Source organism: Fischerella major NIES-592 (assembly GCF_001904645.1).
GTDB lineage: Bacteria > Cyanobacteriota > Cyanobacteriia > Cyanobacteriales > Nostocaceae > Fischerella > Fischerella thermalis.
The window spans coordinates 20,253-39,961 of record NZ_MRCA01000012.1 but is presented as its reverse complement, the minus strand read 5'-3'; the positions used below and the strand labels follow the sequence as shown (position 1 = coordinate 39,961).

Sequence of the window (19,709 nt, the reverse complement as noted above, 5' to 3'; positions counted from 1 at the left end):
ATTCATGTGATATGTAATTGTTAATTTTTTATTGATTATGCTTCTCCACCAACTCGTCGAAATTAATGAAAAGGGTAGTGTTGCTCCCTCTGTCAACTTTGGCATGATGGATATTCCTGAGATAAATTTGCGTCTATGTGAGGGATTTATTTTTAATTACGACCCTAATAAACCGGAGTTATCGACAGTTGGTATTTTAGATGCAGTTAGACGCAGTTACCATAGTCGGAATGAGGTGAATATTCATTTATTAATCCAGGATTATGGTAAAGGTAAATCACATTTTGCAGTTGCGATCGCTAACTTTTTTAACAAACCCTTTGACAGTCCAGAAGTACAAGGAATTTTACATCAAATAGAGTTAGCAACTGCGGGTAAAAATCATCAGGGAATTACTGAAGGATTAAAGCTTTATAAACAAAGACAAAAAAGACATTTGGTAATTTGTCTCAGTGGCGACAGTGGCGGTAATATTAAAAAGCAATTTCTGCAACAACTTGTCAAGATTTTGGAAAATGAAAATATCCACAATTCTTTAGCGCAAAATACCTGTAGTGAACCTTTGCGCTATTTGGAAAGTTTGGATACAGCAGATAGACAAAAGGCAGAACAATATCTGCAAAATCTTGGTAATTCTGATGGGGATTTAAGTTCCCTCATCCGGCTATTGAGAGAAAATAATCCGGCGGCGATCAGGGCAGTTAAAAATCTTGCGCGTGAAATCACAGGATTTACCCCTGATTTTGCTGCTGATGTAGATATTGAAGCTATCCTACAAGATATAATTCAGAATTACTGCACAGGTGAAAATGCCCACTTTCAAGGAATTCTCATTTTATTTGATGAATTAAATTACTATCTGCAATCTTGGTCGGTTGATCAAATTGGTACAGGTGGAACTGCTCTACAAAATATTACCAATATTTGCAGCAACTATAAAGGTAAAATTGCCCTACTTAGTTTTGCTCAGTTTCATCCCAACAAGGCTGTAGGTATCTCTGCTAATGCTTTACCAAGCTATAATAAAATCTCTTCCCGACTGCATGATAAAATCTATGATAATCCAGCTTCTAGTTTAGAGTTAGTACTCAATAATTTATTAATTCAAAAAGAAGACGAATTATCTACACAAGATTTTTTTCAACGTTGGCATAATACTCTACTTGCTGAAGCTAGGGATGCTTTTGAGCGAAGAATTAAAATCTATCGAGAACAAGGTTGGACTTTAGAAAAGTTCTATCAGTATCTTGGCAAAGGTTGTTTTCCACTTCATCCTTTAACTGCGTATTTACTGTGTAATCTTGACTTTACTCAAGACCGGACAGCGATTCAATTTATCAAAAATTATGTGAAAAAATTTATCCAAACTGAGCCAGCAGAAAAATTTAGTAAACTTAACTATATATATCCAATTGCTTTAGTAGATAGCTTTATTGAAAACTTTTCCAATTATCCCATATATGCATTTTATAAACAAGCTCTGGCTACGGTTACTGGTTATGCTGACTCTGAAGATGAAATCATAGTTCTGAAAGCTTTATTCCTGTTTCATGCTTGCGGCGAAAAACTAACAAAATCAGAGAGAGAAGACCATCAAGAAATTCTTGCTACTTTGACAGGTTTACCAAAATCTAGACTCCAGTTAGCTTTAGATAAACTAGAAAAGACAGGAGATATTATCTATTACCGAGTAGAAACTAAAACTTATCGCTTTTGGGAAGGTGTCAGCCCGACATGTATTCAAGAAGATATAGAGGAAAAAATCAAAGGTAAGCCGACATCAATTCAAGATGTTGTGAGATATTGTCGGGAGAGAATTTCTGAATATCTAGGCGATGATAAGATTATCGCTGCTAAGTTTGTTCAAGATAACAAATTAGTGAGTGAAGATTGGCGATTTGAGTATAAGATTTACCGGATTGATGAGTTAATTCAGGGGTTAGAGAGTAATCGCCTTCAGAAAGACATCAAAGAGAAGGGAATATTGGCATTTGTGCTAGCAGAAACTCAAGATGAGTTACAAGAGTTTCGCAACAATGTAGATAATTACTTGTCTAAGTCTGCAATAAAAAATAAGATTGCTGTTGCTATTCCCTATCAGGAAACAGGAGATTTAGCGCGGATTTTACTAATGATTAAAACTTTGGAAGAAACAGATCCGGCTGGACAACGTTTACTTGGTGCCGCTTACAAACAACTTCTTCAGCGCTGGGAAGAACAGCTGAATACACAACTAAGTAGCTTGTTAAAATCTTGTACTTATCACTGTGTAGAATCAGAAAAAATTTCGCCTCTAGGAAAAGATAATAAACAACGGGTGATTAGTGCCTTGTTGCAAGAACTTTATCACTGTGTTCCTCCTGTGAATGGCATGGACAAAATGCGAAGCAACCATGCGACAGGTAAACAAATTGTGGGATGGACTGCAAAACAGCTTTTCGCCGATAGTTTAACTCCTCAAGCTTTATTGAATGAATCTTACAAAACAGTCATAGACCAAATTTTTGTTAGTTTGTGGGGTTTACTCAAGAAAACTCCCCAGAAATATTTTGTGCAAGAACCTCAGCATGAAAAAATTCGTGCTGCTTGGGAGGTAATTTCCCAGATTACTGATTTAGGAGAAGAATCAGAAAAGACTGTTGAGTTAGAGAAAATTTGGCAAGCTTTATCCGCACCACCCTACGGTTACAGTGAGTATAACTTTACGATTTTATTGGCAGCATGGTTAGTATATCACCGCAAAGAAGTTTCTCTTAGAGGAGTAGGAGAAATTTCAACTGCTAAGAAAAAAATTCTTCCTTCGCCACTGAAAACTCAATCTTTAAAAGATTGGACAAATAGTAATATTTTAGATAACCCCACAATGTTTGTCAGCGATTGGATTGTGCAACGCAAGGGTAAACTAATTCGGCGCCAACAAGCAGAAATACCTACTTTGCCAGCATCACCAATAGATTACGAACAGGCACAGCAATATCTGGAGAAGGTTGCAGCATTTCTGGAGTTGAATGAAGCAGATGTAGAAGTGGGTGAATTAAATAAGCATAAAAAACAGGTGAGTGCGGGTGTGGAGTTAATCAAGAAATGGTTTCAACCTGTGGTAGATGTGGAGGCACTATCTGAAAATACAAGCTTGGAAACTTGGCTGCAACTTTACCCACAATTACTCCAAAATCCACCAGCATCTTTAGTTCAACCAACTTCACAACAATTACAGCGTCAAACTCAAGCACTACAGATCGTCAACGAAAAAATTCAAGAACTCGTGACAGCAGCAAGTCAAGGTTTTCAGTCTTTGTCAACAATAGAAGCTTGTGATGCCTATAAGTTACAAATTCAGGCGCTGCTTAATCAGATTACCACAGTCACAAGTTTACCTCCTCATTTATTTGCAAGTTTGCAAAACGCTATTCAGGCTACAGAATCGAAGCTTACAGAAATTAGGCAGCAAGCTGAGGCACAACAAAGGCAGGCTGAAGATATGGAAATTATGCAGATTATCCGGCAATATCAATCTGCAACAAAACTCCATACGATTTCTTTATGTGAACAGGCGATTCATGATGTAGACAATTACAGAAATAGATTGCATGAACCAGAAAAATTTGCTGGGGAAATTGACCAAATTGTGCAAGCGGTAAGAAATAAAGTTACTGAATATCGGCAGAGATTAGCAAATATCCAAAATCGCGTTTCTACAGTTAATCATCTTAGAGATGCAAATCAAATTATGACTGAATGTGCGGAATTGGATGTTGTCTTTAAAGATACTGCTGATTACCAAAGTTACCAAAATATCAAAGCACAGATTAATCTGGTAACTGAGGATCTAGAAAGATTACAAGAGATAGAAAATCGCCTGACTCAAACTGATAATATTGCCAAATGTCACGATACCTTACAGATGATTGCAAATAATCAGAATCATCTGCATGATGCTGATCGCTTCCAGAAGAGAATCTCTGATTTAGAAGCAAATTTGCGACAAAAAATCCAAGATTACACCACAGAATTACGGCAAGTTGAGGAAAATCTAGACCGTTTAACTACAGCTAAAGACGCGCAAAGACAGCACGAAAATTTACTGAAAAAATCAGTGCGGTATGCTAATTCCGATGCGGAAGGACAATATAACAAAATTCTCTCGGAATTAAAACTACTCACCGAACTATTACAAATAACTGAATCCGCAAACTTACAAACATGGACATCTTGCCAAGCCCAAATCGGGAGAATCCAAGAGTGGCAAAATTCTCAAGAAAGTTTAACAGATAAATTACGCGATCGCATCACTTCTGTGTGTACAAAGCTAGAGGAACAAAAAACACGGCTGCTGGCACAAGCACAAGCCACTGCCCAGCAATGGTTGCAAGATATAAGAACTCAACAATGTACTCAATTATCTCAATTAGTCGAAGATACAGCCAAGCTGACAGCCGCAAATAATCTGTTAGCAGAAATTCACGCCGAGAAAAACCAGTATATTGATTTACTGACAACAGAAGAAATACAAACTCTAGAAAATATAGAGAGACAATGTATTGCCCAACAGCAAAAAGATATCGTAAATCAAATTTTTGTATTATTTAGAGAATTGGCGCGATCGCAACAACAAGAAGTATACGCAAGATTAGGGAAATATCTTGCAAATGAGGCGGAATCATGAATATCGTCCTAGACCCAACTGAACTATACGATATTCCTCCCGACTACATCCCCATCACCACAGAAGTAGAGTGGATAAAATCTTTTGGTGTGACTAACTCTCGGTACTGGGTAAGAGGAAAGCGCCTGTGTGAATGGGCAGAAGCATGGTTGCGGGCATGGAACAAAACTGATGCCATCATAGAAATTAAGCTACACCCACGCCGTCGTTTTGCAGCTTTGTTTGACACCGTACCTGTACCTGAGGAATGGAGTGACACCCAACTACTGATTTTATTAGCAAAATTAGACTCCTATCCTCAAAATCCAGTTGCCCATTGGTTAGCAGAGATTACAGGTGACGAACAAATATGGTTTGCCCAGCCTGCAATTTCCCATCTTGCTGCTTGGTTGGCAATCCAAGTACCCCAGGAGTACAGAATTTTAGAACTAGTTTGGCAACGGCAGTTTCAAAAACATGAGTTGGCAATCTATTACCAAACTGATGATAAATTATCACTCCTACGCCGTTGGTTAGGTATAGCTACACCAGTAATACCCAATCTCGGCAAATATCCTCTGCCGATTCCTGATTTTCTCTACGAAGAGTTTGATGCTTACTGGGAAGAACTACTCTACAACACAGAAGGCAAAATCCTGGAAGATATCATACCAACTCAAGTTGTGGGTATGGAACGAATCGCGAAAATTGCCCACAAAGTCCTGCAAAATCGACCACACTGGATCAATAAAGTCAGAGAAACGAAAGTTACTCCCTATCTGGGCCATCAGCAACAGCTAGAATTAGGCAAGCTATCGCCACCTCAATCTCTGCCTATTGATGCTACTCCAACAGAAGCGCTGGAGTGGGTGACACAAAAGTATCTCCCCTTCCGCCGTTGGGAAATTATCGTCAACCAACCTGCCTTAGATCAAAGAATCAGCGATCGCTTAGCAGATAGTTTTGTAAATTGGATCCTGGAACACTATCCCCAAATGACGCTGGATTCAGTTGAAAATTCTTACCTCAACTACAGCGTTGCCGCCAAAGTACAAAACTTGTGTCGCGAAAGTCCGGTGTTATGGGTGGTAGTGGATGGGTTGGGGTGGTTAGATCATCTCGAACTTTTGTCTTACCTCACCCAAAATCATCAACTGGCATTAGAAACTGACCTGCAACCTCGGTTTAGCATTTTACCTACAAAAACAGAGTACGCCAAGTGGAGTTTGTACGCCCAACTTTTACCATGTGATGCCGCTTGGGTTGCGGATGCTGGGAAAGCTTTTGCGAAAATGGGGATGGGCAAACGTTATACAGATCGAAGAATAGATCAGCTTTACAATGCTTTGCGAAAAAAGACACACAAGCTGTACTGTTGGGATACGGATACATTTGATAATCTTTATCACAGCCAAACAGACTGGCAGAGTCTTTACACCCTTGATCGCCCTCACACCTTGGAAGGCATTGCCAAAAAAATTAATTACTGTGTGCAGCAATACCCCAAGCCGGAAGAATTGAGAATTGTCATTGCTAGTGATCATGGGCAAGTTATGGGTACACAAGACAAAATCTCCCATTGTCCCCCTGAACTTGAACCCAAGGGGAGAATGGCTATTGGTAAAACTGATGACCCCCGGTTTGTCGTGTTAGAGTGCGATCGCTACCATCTTCCCGACGATATCAGTATTGTCCGCAGCGCTGCCAGCTTGGGTGCTTTCAATTACACAAATAACAAACAAATCATCGGTTCTCACGGAGGGCTTTTCCCCGAAGAAGTCGTAGTTGGCGTATCCGTACTCCGAAAATCGATTCAACGTGCCAAAGTATATATCTCTTGTCGTGGTGAAGGCAAATCCAGACAACCTGGAGAACTAGAAATTACTATTGATAACCCTAACTCAGTCCCACTCACAAACCTTTGTTTATATATACCAGAATTACCTGCTTTCAATTCTGGAAAATCCTTAGAACAGCAAATTCCAGCCAATCAACGAATTCACTTCCCAATTACAATTCCTGAAGTACCAGAATTACCACCAAGCCATGAGAGAAATTATTTATCTCTCTCCGGGGAATTAACATTTCGATTTGCCAATCTTGAACCAGGAAGCACAACCCTAGCTTCTGACTCGCAACTTAAAATTAACCAATTATTCAGTAGTGGATTTAATATAGATGAATTCTTATGAAAGTGTGAGCTATAACAATGATTTAGTTCGCAACGTTTTTGGTAATTTGAGTATCTCTAAAATTAGATTACCATCAAGTAGACTAAGTGATGCTGGTATCCCTAGCTTTGTTGCCGAGTGGATTATAGATAAAATTGTTCCTGGCGTGGGAGCAATGACGCTAACAGAATTGGAAAAAATAAATAACTTTATCAAAAAAGCATTTCCCCGCAAAGATGACCGCAATGAAATCATTTTTGATTTGACACAGGGAGAAGTGCGAAAAATTATTGCCTTGATGCAGGTACGTAATAAATTAGATAATACTGGTAAAGTAATTCTCGAACCATTAGCACAAATACCAGCCCTGAATTTAACTGATTGCAGCATTGCTACAGAAATTGTCGAACGTCATAAAATGTTGCTGCGTCAAGGAATTTGGGGAAAAATTAGCCTCTCTATGCTTCCCGACGGTCGAGTCGAAGTCATAGACTTTGAACCCTTTCAATGTTCTCAAGTTGACTTACAAACATACGCTGAATGTCGAGCAAAATTCAATTCCCAACAGTGGCGAGATTTGCTATTTTGTTCGATGGGTTTTAACCCCCAACATCCCAGTTATCACGAGGAAGTAAAAACCTGGATACTGGCAAGATTGCTGCCCTTGGTTGAATCTAATTACCACATTATGGAACTAGCACCAAAAGGTACTGGTAAAAGTTTTTTATTTGAAAATATTAGTAGTAAAGTTACTCTAATTAGTGGTGGTAAAATTACCCCTGCTCAACTTTTTGTCAATGGTAGAACCAAAGAAATTGGTTTACTTGGGCGTCATGAAGTTGTCGTTTTAGATGAAGTTCAAAGTCTAACGTTTGATAATCCTGATGAAGTCATAGGAACACTCAAAAATTATCTGGCTAATGGTCGGTATAATCGTTCTGGGTTCGCTGATATTGCCAGTGATTGTGGGTTAGTAATGTTAGCAAATATTGAACTAGATGAGCAATTACGACCACGCAACGAAGATAATTTAGTGGCGAATCTGCCCAAATTTTTTCATGAAACAGCATTACTAGATCGTTTTTGTGGCATCATTCCCGGTTGGGAAATACCGAAATTTAAAAGAGAAATGATTGCTACTCAAATTGGTTTAAAAATGGATTTTTTTGGTGAGGTATTATTATCTCTACGCCGAGACAATCGCTTTATGTTCTATGCACAGCAACACAGCCATTTTGATAAAAATGTCACAGTCCGAGATCAGAATGCTATTCTCAAATCCGCATCAGGTTTTCTCAAACTTCTCTACCCACATTTAGAACTAACATTAATGGACTACCAACGTGATTGTCTGGAACCTGCTTGCAGACTACGCCAAGCCATCCGCAATTCGTTATATTACCTTGATGATGAATTCAGACAGCTTGGTAAAGAAATTTATGTTGATGTGGTGTAGGGGTTGGTTGTTGGTTGTTGGTTGTTGGTGAGACCTGCCCCAAAAAGCTGTCTCCGTCACGTACACACGAAGTGGCTTCCCGTCAGCGTAGGGTTATTGGTGGTTAGTGGTTAGTAGTTAGTAAATATTCCCCTACTCCCCACATCTCCCCAATCCCCGATCGCTTTCATTACCAAAAATAACCCTGTTGTACAGTTGTCTGACGTGTAGATGAGTCGTATTTAAGAAGATACTCACGCGCGATCGCTTCGTTTTTTCTCAGTGTTTCTACTTCTTTCTCGCCAATTTCTGTATCTGTGGAAAGTAAAATTACTTGATGAGAAGCAGAGGGAAAGTAACGTTCAACTAAGTTACTGCGATGCGAAGAATCTAGTCTTCCCAGTGGTGTATCAATCGCTACTGGTAAACGACGACCAGAGACTCGTGCTAGTCCCCACAGAAAAGCGATCGCCAAAAGTTGTTTTTCCCCTGCGGAAAGCCTATGCTTGGGAACAGGCAACCCTTGTAAATTGTACAAAGATAAGCTAAAAGTATTGGTATCAATGGCGATGCGATGCACTAAATCAGATTTGTGTAGCAGATAGCGGAAGCTATCTGCTACTTCATTTTCTAATTTATTCAATTTTCTCAAAGTCAAGCGTTCACGGAAAATCTTTAGAGTTTCTTGAACTCTGGCAGAAGCCTTAATAATATGTTCTATATTCTTGTGATCAATAGTCTTTTCGGTATATTCTTTTAATTTCTTTTTAGCCTTTTCAATACCTGCTTCTAATTCAACCAAACGACGGCGGACTGTTTCGCAATTAGCTTTAGCTTCAGTCACTTGCTTTTGGGCTGTTTGCATGGCATCACGTAAGCGATCGTATGCTTCAGGTGATGCTGCTGTCAGCATTTGTCTTTCAATAGTGAGAATTTCTTCTTCTTTATTTTTCAGAGAAGCTAGTTGTTGTTTAGCAGAAATTTCGGCATTGGGTAAGTAATAAATCACATTACCCAATTGACTCAAAGCTTCATCATCAGCTAATAACCAAGGTGGTTCTTTCAAATAAGATGAATTTCGTCTGTATTCATCTTCTTCTAAAAATACTTTGATTTTATCTAAACTTTCTTTAGCAATGTCTAACTTCCCAATTAAATCCAATAAAAGTTGATCTCGCTCTAACAAAATATCTTGTACTATTTGTGCTTGGCGTGCGCGAAATTCTTTTTCTCCTTGTGTTTGTACCTGCGTAAGTATCGGTTGAATTAACATTAGTGGTAAAATATCACTAGCCAATTGACTCATCTGGTGGCGAATTTGCTCAGCTTCTGCTGTTTTTTCTTTCTTTTGTTGATCTAAAAAGCTTCTTTCTGCCGCAATTTTTCCACCTTCAGAAATAAATTTATTCTCAGCTTCTTGATATAGCTGTTCAAATAATTTTAATTCTTCTTGTAAATTTGCATAACTTAATTTATTAACTTCAAACTCTTCTTGTATCTGCTTTAGCTCATTTTCAATATCTTCTAAATTTGCCAAATCTTCTTTATCAGCTATTTCCTTGCGTTTACGATTGACTAAAATTTCTATATCAACTGCTAAACGTTCAGCCAGTTCTAATCCTAAAAGGGCGCGAATTGCGTCTACTACAATTGGTGGTGGTACTTCTTGCTCTGCCAACTCTTTAACTTGTTCTCCATCAAAGAGAAACAAATTAGAAATTCCTAAAGGCAAAATATTTTCAATATAATCATCCCAAGTATTAACTAAAGCCTCAATCGACCATGTATCATCATCCCCAAAAATGCCTAAAGAATCTTTGCCATCTTTAGGATTTTTTTCCCAAGCTCTGACTATTTTATATTTGGCTGGTTTGTCATTTTCAATATGTTCAAAAACTAATTCAACACGAGTTTGTTCATGAGGTGAAGCCTTACTATTAACGCACTGAGTCAAAAAATCAGCATAACTTAAATTTCCACGAGTAGAACATTCAGCACGATGTCCATAAAGTGCCAGGCGAATAGCGTCCATTAGCGTAGTTTTACCGCCTCCATTCATCCCACCTAAAAGAAGAATAGGACGAGTACAATCGTTAGATTTTGGATCAAGATTTATTACTTGACGCCCATTGTAGGGGCCAAAATTTTGCAGAACAAGTTCAAGAAAAATCATAGCGATATTTTATATTTAATTCTCATACAAATAAGCAAAATCACACTGGATATTAGATCCCCGACTTTTTCAAAAAGTCGGGGATCTGGGAGGTAATTTTTACTTCTGTTCATCTCAAGACGTTGTTTCCTTATTTTGAAACTTCATACTCGCCCAAGTCTTAGGTTTAGCAGCAGAAAATGCATCTGTTATATCCTCTGCCACAACATCACCCAAAGTTAGCTGTTTCACTTTTGCCACATCACCTTGAGTAACAGCAGTTTTTAAATCTCTTTTCAAGTAAGCATTTTTAACTGCTTCCTCAAATGAGCGAGAACTAGATTCAAAACATTTTTCTAGTGCGTCGTATATTCCTATGCGGCGGGCTTTTTTACGAAATTGCCTTTCTGTATCTAATAATTTCGCCATTAATTCTAAGTGCATGGCATCACCTTCACAGATTTCCTCTAGCACTGCCCATTCATCGCTACCCAAAAGACTATAATCAGCACCGGGGCGTGGATCTTGAAAATCTTCGCCTGTCACATCTTTATATATGCGGGGTAAACTATCATCAAATTCGTGTTTATCTTCTAGCCAAATCCGGCGAATCTCACTCAGTTCCTCTGGAGTAATTAAAGTGAGGTCCCTCATATTTTCTGGTGCTGTACGCCGGATTTGTGTTTGTGCTTCCAATACTCGTCTTAGCCAATGTTCTCGCCAGTATTTGGTATAAGGACCTGGTATTGGTTCAACTGAAGTTTCTCCGTCGACATTGCGTTCAAATAGTGTGACTTCACCCCAAATCCTGCGGAAGTCTCTTTTATCGTGGTCATTTTCAATATCTAATTCATTACGAATGTCTAATAGAGGCTGCATCCATTCTTTTTCTTCGTCATTTTGGATCATCGCCTCCATAGATTTATCTTTACTAACCATTGTGCATACCCAACACCCAAAACGTGAATCACCACAACTGGGGGTTGAGGAATCGACAACAAGAGGGCATTCATTATCTGCTGTTGCACCTCGATACATAGTGAATAAGTCCTTGTTGCTGTATCCCCAAGGATTCTTCCACTGATTCAAATAAATCCAAACTTCTTCAGTACTCCAGTCTTCGATAGGTAGATAAATTAGCGAGTTAGGTCGATTAGGATTTGTATTCAGGCGATCGCGTACCCGCCACTCTCGATGCTTTGCCATTGTTCTAGCACGTTTCGCGCTTTCAGCTTTGCGAGTACCCAGCACAAGAATCACTTCACCACTAGAACGTATTACTGATCGGATAAAACTATCCGCCGGTTGAATCTTCAAACGTTGGGTACACCATCTAAATCTATTACGCGGTGCTGCATAGCCTTTTCCAATTAAGTTTACCCAAAAAGTATCTTTGATTGCTGGATAAAGCAGATGAGGTTCAATTGGCATTTGTTGTTCTTTTGCTGCTACCTTCATCTGTTCTAAAGAGTTGCGTACCCAAGCAGAAACTACAGGGTTTTCTACTAAAGTATCTGTTGTAATAACATAAATAGTTTTAGTCCGCTTTTCGGGTGGGAGTGCTGCGATCGCATTCCAAATCAGCTGCAAAATTGCGGTCGAGTCTTTACCACCACTATATCCAATACACCAAGGTATATCATCCAAACAGTATAACTCTTGTATTTCAGTGGTGAGAGCTTGGATATCTTCCACTAACTCTGCCACAGTACGCGGTTGCGGATTTTTAGTTTCTGGCTGTTGTGCTGTAGCCATTTCTCCCTACCTCTGAATACACGGTTAATTGTCACCTCTGTTGGATTTGTGTTACCCCTCCCCGCAAGCGAGGAGGGGGGAAGATGGTGCAATATTTTATTCACCTTTTTATATGTACTGTAATTGCAACCTCAGTATTGTAAACTTTAAAGGTTTTTAAAAAGTTTGTTCATTAGATTCATTTTTATAGAAAAATAACTTGGTCTATGATTTAAGGTTTTTAAAAATCAACATGAAACAGACCACAGCTAACCCAACTGCTGATATTGCTAGCGAGTATCTAGAACGAGAAAACAAGGATAAACAGGTATTGGCTTTACTGCTAGAAAAATTCCTTAACCAAAGAGACCAGATTCTGGTTCAAAAAACTGAGATGGGAGGTACTGAGGCATATGTAGGCTCTGTTACCTTAGAATGGTTTGCGGGTCGGGTTCGCTTTGCGTCTGCTTTACCCCTGCTTCAGCCAAAATACAACTCTCAAACAGAGAATATCGAGATTGACGCGGAAAGTATTGACGAGATTCAGCAGCGGCCGCTTGATTGGTCACGTCAACTACCCTTAGCGCAGTATTTAGCAGCTCGGAAAAATCACAAGTTTCCGCCTGTGCTAGTAGTGATTAACCAACCGTGGGCGGATAATCCCCAAGCTGCTGAGTGGGATAGGCAAGGATGCGCTGTAAAGTCTACCACAGATTTTACGCCTCTAGATAAAGAAGGTAAGGTTGGTCTACTTAATATTTCTGAGGAAAATGTGACCATTTATGCATTGGATGGTCAACACAGACTGATGGGGGTGCAAGGGTTGATGGAGTTACTGAAAACAGGCAAACTCCAACGCTACAAGAAGGATAAAAGCCCTGACGACACTTTTATTGAAGTCGCTGACTTGATTGAACAGTATCATGTTCAGCCTGCTCATCTGCAAAGCTTGCCTAAAGAAAAAATCGGTATTGAGTTTATCTGTGCGGTTGAGAAAGGAGAAACTCGCGAACAGGCAAGACGACGGGTGAGAAGCATCTTTGTTCATGTCAACCTGATGGCTGCACCTTTAACTAAAGGTCAGCTAGCACAGCTAAATGAAGATGATGGTTTTTCGATTGTTGCCAGAAAAATCGCTGTGACGCATCCGCTTCTGGAACAACAAGAAACCCGAAAACCTCGCGTGAATTGGAATAGTGCGACGGTTGCAGCCAAGTCAACAGTTTTGACAACACTGCAAGCGCTCAAAGATATGTCTGAACGATATTTAGGGCAAAAGTTCCCTCACTGGAAACCCTTAGACAAGGGTCTAATTCCCATGCGTCCAGAGGATGAGGAACTTGAGAAGGGACTACAGGAGTTTCACAAGCTGTTTGATTATTTAGCAAGCCTACCCAGTTATAAGATTTTAGAAGATGAAGATACACCAGCCTTACGACGATTCAGCTTTGAAAAGGATGGAGGCGAAGGAAATATGCTTTTGCGTCCTGTTGGTCAAGTTGCTTTAGCACAAGCTTTGGGTATCTTGGTTTTCCGAAAAGAATTTAAGCTGGAAGATATTTTTAAGAAACTACGAAAGTTCGACCAGCAGGGCGGGTTTAGTGGGATGGAATATCCGCAATCTCTGTGGTATGGCGTTTTGTACGATCCAAATAAAAAGCGAGTGCAGGTGGCTGGAAGGGATTTGGCAGCGAAGTTATTGATTTATATTTTGGGTGGAATTCAAGATCAGATGGAACGTGCAGAACTTCGCAAAGCTTTGGCTAATGCTAGAACCATTGAAGATAAAACAATAGGTTTTGACGGTAAGTTTGTTGAACCCAAACAAGTAGGACTTCCAGTAATTTTATAACTGGCAGAGTCAAAGGGATGTTTTCATTTTAGAAATATCGCAATACCACAAATCTAATCTGTCTTATGAACTTGCAACAAGCAGTAGTTATTCTATGCTGTGCTTTTTTCGATGCCAAAGCAGCGCTTCAGGATGTGGGCGATATTTTTCTTCCTTTGGTAAAACAATTTTGTGCCCATGATAATTTTTCAATGGTATTACATTCAAACTTTCTAATGTAGTCAAACATTCTTCAGAAAGCTGATCAGAGACAATTATTGAGTAGTTGTTGCCATTATTTTTACTTATGTAATGCTTCTATTGATAATTAAGAAATTTGCTCAAATCAAACTCCTCTTTTGTTTCCTCATAGTTATCTTTTTCTATCATTAAAAGCAATAAAAGTCTTTCTGAATAGTCTACTGCACCCCGCAATTCTGCCTGTAATATTTCAAGTCCACCATTGGCGTATTCTTCAAAGAGTAAATTACGTTTTTCGTTATTTTTTTCATCATGAAAAGATAAAACTTTTATGTCTTGAGTTTCAACGATCGCGATTAAATTTATTACCGTATCATATCCCCTGACAATAAACTGTTCTTGAGGAATTGGTGACGGTTCTCTTTTAGAAATTTCGCCTAAAGGTACTCGCTTTTTATGCTTTGCACCCAAAGCAGCAGCAAACACAACTACATCAGCAAAGGTTTGAAAAGGACCCGTACCACCATCTGCCGATGTTAAAGCCTTTACCAATTCAGCTTTATCTTTTGCAACTCTGATTCTGCCAGTTTCAGCCATTGTTCTGATATCTAATTTGTTGCAATTTTAACTGAAACACAAAAGCGATCGCACTCCCTTCTCTTGGCGTCTTAGTGGTTCATTTCCTAAACAAACAAATCATCCACTGGCATAAACCACCCTGGCACAGCAGGTTCAGCTTCCGCTACTTCCCCACGACGATACACTTGCGGTTGTTCGGGATTGCTAGCACGATACACTCGGAATATTTTCTAAATTCAAGAATTGCGATCGCACTCCTTCTTTCTAAATAGCCTATCCTGTTGTTCTCTTCAAAAAGCGATCGCTTTTTTGGACTGTATTCAAGATGAGACAAAAATATTTTCTGGCAGAATAATGGCGACACCAACTAAAATCGAAGAGTAACAAGAACTACGCAAACTCAGAGGCTGTATTATGGAAGATTTAGCCCAACGCAAGCTTTTGTCAGCGCTGAGTCATGGGGCAATATTTTTTAGCTCTTTGATTGTGTCTATCGGCATACCCATTGCAATCTTGTTTATCAGTAATGATCCTATAGTCAAGGAAAATGCCAAAGAATCCCTAAATTTTCACATCAACCTTTATATTTATGGGATCATTTTTGGATTGCTGTCAATTATTCTGATTGGTGTCCCGTTTCTGATTGCTTTATGGATTGCTAGTTTGATTATGCCAATTATTGCTATTGTTCGGGTTCTTAGTGAACCCAATATACCCTACCGCTACCCGTTAATCTTTCGTTTGGTTTAGATATTTACTCCCTACGGTTTGGACAACTTGTTTGCTGGAATTATTGAGATTTACCTGATATCCTCAACAAGCTAATTCCACCCAGCCGCGAATACGGACACGAACAAACCTGGCATGATGGTAACGGACACTCCCACCTACAAGCTACATGGTTGGGACCAGAAATCACGGTTCCGGTGCGCGATCGCAGATTAGTTTCAGGTACTTGGCAACAAATCTTTCATTTAGAATGCGATATCAAGCCCCGTCAGCGCCAAATAATGGTGACTGTTTACGGGAAGAGACAAGGAGAACAGGGGAGAGAGTGTAGGCTGTATGGGCGTAACTTCGTATTACTTATCATTCAAATCTCTCTGCATTCCCGTGTCCCTACCTCCCTTGCATTTGCGCATCTCTACTTTTTTTTTGACAAAGGCTTGACTGGTGATTATTTATATAGTATATATGTACTATTAAAATTTACTCTTGCATAAAAATCTACCAAAAATAGAAACTGTTTTGCCAATAGGAGAGCAAATTATAGATGAAGCTATCGAAACTGGACTTGGGTAATGTAGTAGCGATCGCTCACTCTCAAGGACATTTACAGTTATTACTTGATTTAGGTAATGAGTTAGAGTTTATAGAAATTCCTGCACCAGTCGCAGCCTTTGAAGGACTGCAACATTTAAACGAAATCGTTGCGGACGCGAAAGATTTGCCTGCATATGAGCAATCAATTGCAATGTTGCCAATGAATTCATCAATGGCGAATGCTATAGGCTATGACAGCGACAGAAATATCTTACAGATTGAGTTTCATAACGGTGCTGTATATCAATATTCAGACATAGACCAAGATACTTGGCAAGATTTGCATCAAGCTGATTCTATTGGTAAATTTTTCAATGAAAATGTGAGAGGTAAATATCAGTATGAACGTATAGATGATGATTATTGCTGATCATTACCTCATTTAAATGTTCCTGGTGCTTCTGGCTAATTGCTGATAGTGAATTGCTATTGGCGATTAGCCTTTACTTTTTTTAATGTTGGTGGTTGATAGTTCAATACTCACAACTTCCTCAAATTCTTTCTTTAAATTTAAGATCAAAACCTATCTATTTCCGATCTCTGGTCATACCTCTATCGGCAATAAATTTGATAAACAGAAAGATTACAAGCTGAGGGTTGATAAATCATGACTAAAACTATTTTTAATTTAACATTGCCAGTAGTTGTCAGCTGTATAGAGGATGTTCTGGAAACTTATCCTCACCATCCTTATCAGCAAGCTTTCTCGATTCCCGATCTCCGCCAAGAACTAATTGCACATGTTCTTAGTCAAGTCTCCAATTGCTATGTGGTTGCGGAAGAAGGTCAACAACCATGTTTGAACTTAGGGTCTTTGACTTGTTCGCTCAAAGACAAGTATTGCATAGAAGATTTAATCCGCCAAGGTATTGAGAACATTATGTACAAGCGGGAAAAACAGTTAAGTTTACAAATACCTGAAGAAGTTGACCCTGGTTTAGCTCCTTCACACTGGTTTGGTTAAAAATACCCGCTTTGCTGCATAAAGTCAACAGCCCAAAGAAAAGAGAAATTTTTCGTCCAAAAAATTTACCCACTTTGACAAAGGTAGTAGTAAACTACTAACCATTTACGATCAAAATTTTGTAAACCGAAAAATCTCTCACTATGGCTTGTTCTGCCACTTTAAGTCAACTCATAGATATTCTTGCAGCCAAAGGAGCTAATTTATCGGATGCAGCCTTAGCAAAATTAAGTTATGGTATACAAACAGATACCCGTATTCTCAAACCGGGTGAAGTTTTTTTAGCTTTACGCGGTGAAAAGTTTGATGGACACGAATTTGTACCAATGGCGATCGCTAAAGGTGCGTTAGCAGCAATTGTTGATTTTGCCTACCCAAATCCGCAATTTCCCGTACTACAGGTAAAAGACACTCTCCAGGCTTATCAAAAAATTGGTAGATGGTGGCGCGATCGCTTTGAGATCCCGGTAATCGGGGTGACTGGTTCTGTAGGTAAAACCACTACAAAAGAACTAATCGCCGCAGTTCTAGCAACTCAAGGAAAGGTTCACAAGACTCATGCTAATTTCAACAACGAAATTGGTGTCCCCAAAACTCTATTGGAGTTGAATGCAGAACATGATTTTGCCGTGGTGGAAATGGCGATGCGGGGTAAGGGACAAATTGCTGAACTTACACAAATAGCACGTCCGACAATTGGCGTCATTACCAACGTCGGCACAGCACATATAGAATTACTCGGTTCCGAAGCAGCGATCGCTTCTGCTAAGTGTGAGTTATTGGCGCAAATGCCCCAAGATAGTGTGGCGATTCTCAACTATGACAATCCTTTATTAATTGAAACAGCAGCAAAAGTTTGGTCAGGAAAGGTAATAACTTTTGGCTTCACTGGCGGAGACATTCAAGGAGAATTGATTGATGCCGATACCTTGGCAGTCGCAGATATGCAATTACCTCTACCAATGCCCGGTCGTCACATTGCCGCTAACTACATGGCAGCTTTGGCTGTGGCGCAAGTATTAGGTATTGATTGGTCATGCCTAAAATCTGGGGTAACAGTAGATATGCCAACTGGTCGATCGCAACGGTTCGCATTACCCAATGATGTGGTAATCTTAGATGAGACTTATAATGCTGCACCAGAAGCTATGCTAGCAGCATTAAATTTATTAGCACAAACCCCAGGCAAACGACACATAGCCGTACTAGGTGCAATGAAAGAATTGGGAGAGCGATCGCGCCAATTGCATCAACGAGTCGGCAAAACTGTGCAGAAATTGAATTTAGATGCTTTGTTAGTTTTAGTAGATGGACAAGACGCCGAAGCGATCGCTACTAGTGCCAAGGGTATCCCCTCCGAATGTTTTACAACTCATGCAGATTTGACGGCTAGATTGAAAACGTTAATGAAGGAAGGCGATCGCATTCTTTTTAAAGCAGCGCATTCCGTAGGACTAGATCGGGTTGTGAGTCAATTGCGCGCCGAATTTTCCAATTCTTAGAAATATGACTGTAACATTCGCTATTTACAAGAGAAATTGATATTTTTTAGGGATGGACAATCAAAACCGTCCCTAAATCAAATATGAATCTACTTCAACAGTATCATCAAAGCTTATTCACAATAAATCAGATAAATTAGATTACATATTTGCAGAATGATTTTTGTCCTGAAAAAATAAAACAATTTCTTGGCGTTCTTGGCGTCATGGCGGTTAATTTTTCATACCTACTTTATCCAATGTCGTGAATTTTCTATACCTCAAGTTAGATAGTGTTTTTTTGAAAAATTTTTATTATCAATTGTTGCAAATTCTACCTTTTTTCCGGAAAATAGAGCAATTGCCAAGAGGTCAATGGGGTAATTAAGAACGACTCTGGATAATTCTTCAATCAATTTTGTGTAAAATTTAACATCTGAAGATAGTTAAGAGTTATGAATAGTGAGTCATATTCTTAACTCCTAACTATTAATGTCTAATTGTATGAGCAGCATCCATCCACTTTTAGAAACCCAACGTTTAATCCTCCGAGATTTTGTAGAATCAGATTTGCCAGCAGTACACGCCTACGCTGCTGATCTAGAAGTTGTTCGCTATTTGCCATTCGGTCCCAATAGCGAAGAAGAGACTCAAAACTATTTGCATACAGAGATTAAAATGCGGCGGAAGAAAATACGTGAGCATTTTGCATTTGCGATCGCATTAAAAGCAGATAAACAAGTCATCGGTTCCTGTCGCATTTCCATCACTGATCGCACCAAGCAAGAAGGTTCGATAGGATACTGCTTGGCTAGGGAATTTTGGGGACAAGGCTATGCAACGGAAGTAGCACAGAAGTTATTAGAGTTTGGTTTTAAGCAACTAAGTCTACACCGCATTTTTGCACTTTGTCATCCCAAAAATAAAGCTTCGATGCGAGTGTTAATTAAAATTGGGATGCGACAGGAGGGTTATCTGCGAGAGTACGAATGGAGTAAAGGAGAATGGCAAGATAGGTTACTATTTGCCATGTTGGATCGGGAAATGATGCAGATGCAATTTCTCAGTATGGAGGCGGAAAAAGTGTAGGATGAATTTTGTTCTCTTACAACAATAAAAGATGCGATTGTCGCCCCTTGAACGCAAAACCTCACCCCGTCAAGAGAGGACACCACTCTGGGCGAGTTCACCAG

At 39.4% G+C, this 19,709-nt stretch carries 13 protein-coding genes; 10 read left to right on the top strand and 3 right to left on the bottom strand.

Annotated elements, in window-relative coordinates:
* Positions 1-37: 37 nt before the first annotated feature.
* The 3 genes from NIES592_RS18590 to brxL are packed head-to-tail and all read left to right on the top strand — an operon-like array spanning position 38 to position 8,272.
* Entirely contained in the window at positions 38-4,666 is a 4,629-nt protein-coding gene (locus tag NIES592_RS18590) for a hypothetical protein (RefSeq protein ID WP_073556530.1), read from the top strand.
* Complete coding sequence (locus NIES592_RS18585) at positions 4,663-6,837, top strand: hypothetical protein (protein ID WP_256678169.1); 2,175 nt, start codon at positions 4,663-4,665, stop codon at positions 6,835-6,837. Before NIES592_RS18590 ends, NIES592_RS18585 begins: the two co-directional genes overlap by 4 nt.
* On the top strand, positions 6,824-8,272 hold the full coding sequence (gene brxL / locus NIES592_RS18580; protein ID WP_073556528.1) for a BREX system Lon protease-like protein BrxL: 1,449 nt from the start codon (positions 6,824-6,826) through the stop codon (positions 8,270-8,272). The genes NIES592_RS18585 and brxL overlap by 14 nt, the downstream gene beginning before the upstream one ends.
* A 169-nt stretch (positions 8,273-8,441) precedes the next feature.
* Here brxL and dndD read toward each other — a convergent pair whose 3' ends face one another.
* Both dndD and dndC read right to left on the bottom strand, forming a co-directional pair.
* Positions 8,442-10,424 carry a DNA sulfur modification protein DndD gene (dndD, locus tag NIES592_RS18575; protein WP_073556527.1) on the bottom strand — a complete coding sequence of 661 codons (1,983 nt, stop codon included), beginning with the start codon at positions 10,422-10,424 and terminating at the stop codon, positions 8,442-8,444.
* A 114-nt stretch (positions 10,425-10,538) separates the two neighbouring features.
* Entirely contained in the window at positions 10,539-12,158 is a 1,620-nt protein-coding gene (dndC, locus tag NIES592_RS18570) for a DNA phosphorothioation system sulfurtransferase DndC (protein ID WP_073556526.1), read from the bottom strand.
* 232 nt (positions 12,159-12,390) lie between these two features.
* On the opposite strand from dndC, the gene NIES592_RS18565 reads away from it, so the two are divergent.
* Positions 12,391-13,989, top strand: a complete 1,599-nt coding sequence (locus NIES592_RS18565) for a DGQHR domain-containing protein (protein ID WP_073556525.1) — start codon at positions 12,391-12,393, stop codon at positions 13,987-13,989.
* Between the two features lie 297 nt (positions 13,990-14,286).
* On the opposite strand, the gene NIES592_RS18560 is transcribed toward NIES592_RS18565, so the two are convergent.
* Positions 14,287-14,766: a DNA phosphorothioation-associated protein 4 gene (locus NIES592_RS18560; RefSeq protein WP_016868056.1), complete on the bottom strand. Its 480-nt coding sequence runs from the start codon at positions 14,764-14,766 to the stop codon at positions 14,287-14,289.
* Between the two features lie 396 nt (positions 14,767-15,162).
* Here NIES592_RS18560 and NIES592_RS18555 point away from each other — a divergent pair, with 396 nt between their 5' ends.
* The 6 genes from NIES592_RS18555 to NIES592_RS18530 all read left to right on the top strand — a co-directional run bounded on the left by NIES592_RS18555 (position 15,163) and on the right by NIES592_RS18530 (position 19,605).
* The gene (locus NIES592_RS18555; protein ID WP_073556524.1) at positions 15,163-15,498 is read left to right on the top strand and encodes a DUF4870 domain-containing protein; all 336 of its coding nucleotides are present in this window, start codon (positions 15,163-15,165) and stop codon (positions 15,496-15,498) included.
* Positions 15,499-15,557: 59 nt separating this feature from the next.
* Positions 15,558-15,971 carry a YjbQ family protein gene (locus NIES592_RS25985; RefSeq protein ID WP_256678171.1) on the top strand — a complete coding sequence of 138 codons (414 nt, stop codon included), beginning with the start codon at positions 15,558-15,560 and terminating at the stop codon, positions 15,969-15,971.
* A 50-nt stretch (positions 15,972-16,021) separates the two neighbouring features.
* Positions 16,022-16,441 carry a KTSC domain-containing protein gene (locus NIES592_RS18545; protein WP_062244450.1) on the top strand — a complete coding sequence of 140 codons (420 nt, stop codon included), beginning with the start codon at positions 16,022-16,024 and terminating at the stop codon, positions 16,439-16,441.
* 237 nt (positions 16,442-16,678) lie between these two features.
* Positions 16,679-17,035 (top strand): hypothetical protein, encoded by a 357-nt coding sequence (locus tag NIES592_RS18540; RefSeq protein ID WP_062244453.1) that lies wholly within the window; start codon positions 16,679-16,681, stop codon positions 17,033-17,035.
* Between the two features lie 143 nt (positions 17,036-17,178).
* Positions 17,179-18,537, top strand: coding sequence for a UDP-N-acetylmuramoyl-tripeptide--D-alanyl-D-alanine ligase (locus NIES592_RS18535; RefSeq protein WP_073556523.1), 1,359 nt, complete (start codon positions 17,179-17,181; stop codon positions 18,535-18,537).
* A gap of 483 nt (positions 18,538-19,020) precedes the next feature.
* Complete coding sequence (locus NIES592_RS18530) at positions 19,021-19,605, top strand: GNAT family N-acetyltransferase (RefSeq protein ID WP_016870838.1); 585 nt, start codon at positions 19,021-19,023, stop codon at positions 19,603-19,605.
* The last annotated feature ends 104 nt before the right edge of the window (positions 19,606-19,709 follow it).

Bases quoted from the DNA above. Each gene is read 5' to 3' on its own strand.
- NIES592_RS18585 (WP_256678169.1), top strand. From the start codon at position 4,663: ATGAATATCGTCCTAGACCCAACTGAACTATACGATATTCCTCCCGAC.
- dndD (WP_073556527.1), bottom strand. From the start codon at position 10,424: ATGATTTTTCTTGAACTTGTTCTGCAAAATTTTGGCCCCTACAATGGG.
- dndC (WP_073556526.1), bottom strand. From the start codon at position 12,158: ATGGCTACAGCACAACAGCCAGAAACTAAAAATCCGCAACCGCGTACT.
- NIES592_RS18555 (WP_073556524.1), top strand. From the start codon at position 15,163: ATGGAAGATTTAGCCCAACGCAAGCTTTTGTCAGCGCTGAGTCATGGG.
- brxL (WP_073556528.1), top strand. From the start codon at position 6,824: ATGAATTCTTATGAAAGTGTGAGCTATAACAATGATTTAGTTCGCAAC.
- NIES592_RS18535 (WP_073556523.1), top strand. From the start codon at position 17,179: ATGGCTTGTTCTGCCACTTTAAGTCAACTCATAGATATTCTTGCAGCC.
- NIES592_RS18565 (WP_073556525.1), top strand. From the start codon at position 12,391: ATGAAACAGACCACAGCTAACCCAACTGCTGATATTGCTAGCGAGTAT.
- NIES592_RS18540 (WP_062244453.1), top strand. From the start codon at position 16,679: ATGACTAAAACTATTTTTAATTTAACATTGCCAGTAGTTGTCAGCTGT.
- NIES592_RS18530 (WP_016870838.1), top strand. From the start codon at position 19,021: ATGAGCAGCATCCATCCACTTTTAGAAACCCAACGTTTAATCCTCCGA.
- NIES592_RS18590 (WP_073556530.1), top strand. From the start codon at position 38: ATGCTTCTCCACCAACTCGTCGAAATTAATGAAAAGGGTAGTGTTGCT.
- NIES592_RS18545 (WP_062244450.1), top strand. From the start codon at position 16,022: ATGAAGCTATCGAAACTGGACTTGGGTAATGTAGTAGCGATCGCTCAC.
- NIES592_RS18560 (WP_016868056.1), bottom strand. From the start codon at position 14,766: ATGGCTGAAACTGGCAGAATCAGAGTTGCAAAAGATAAAGCTGAATTG.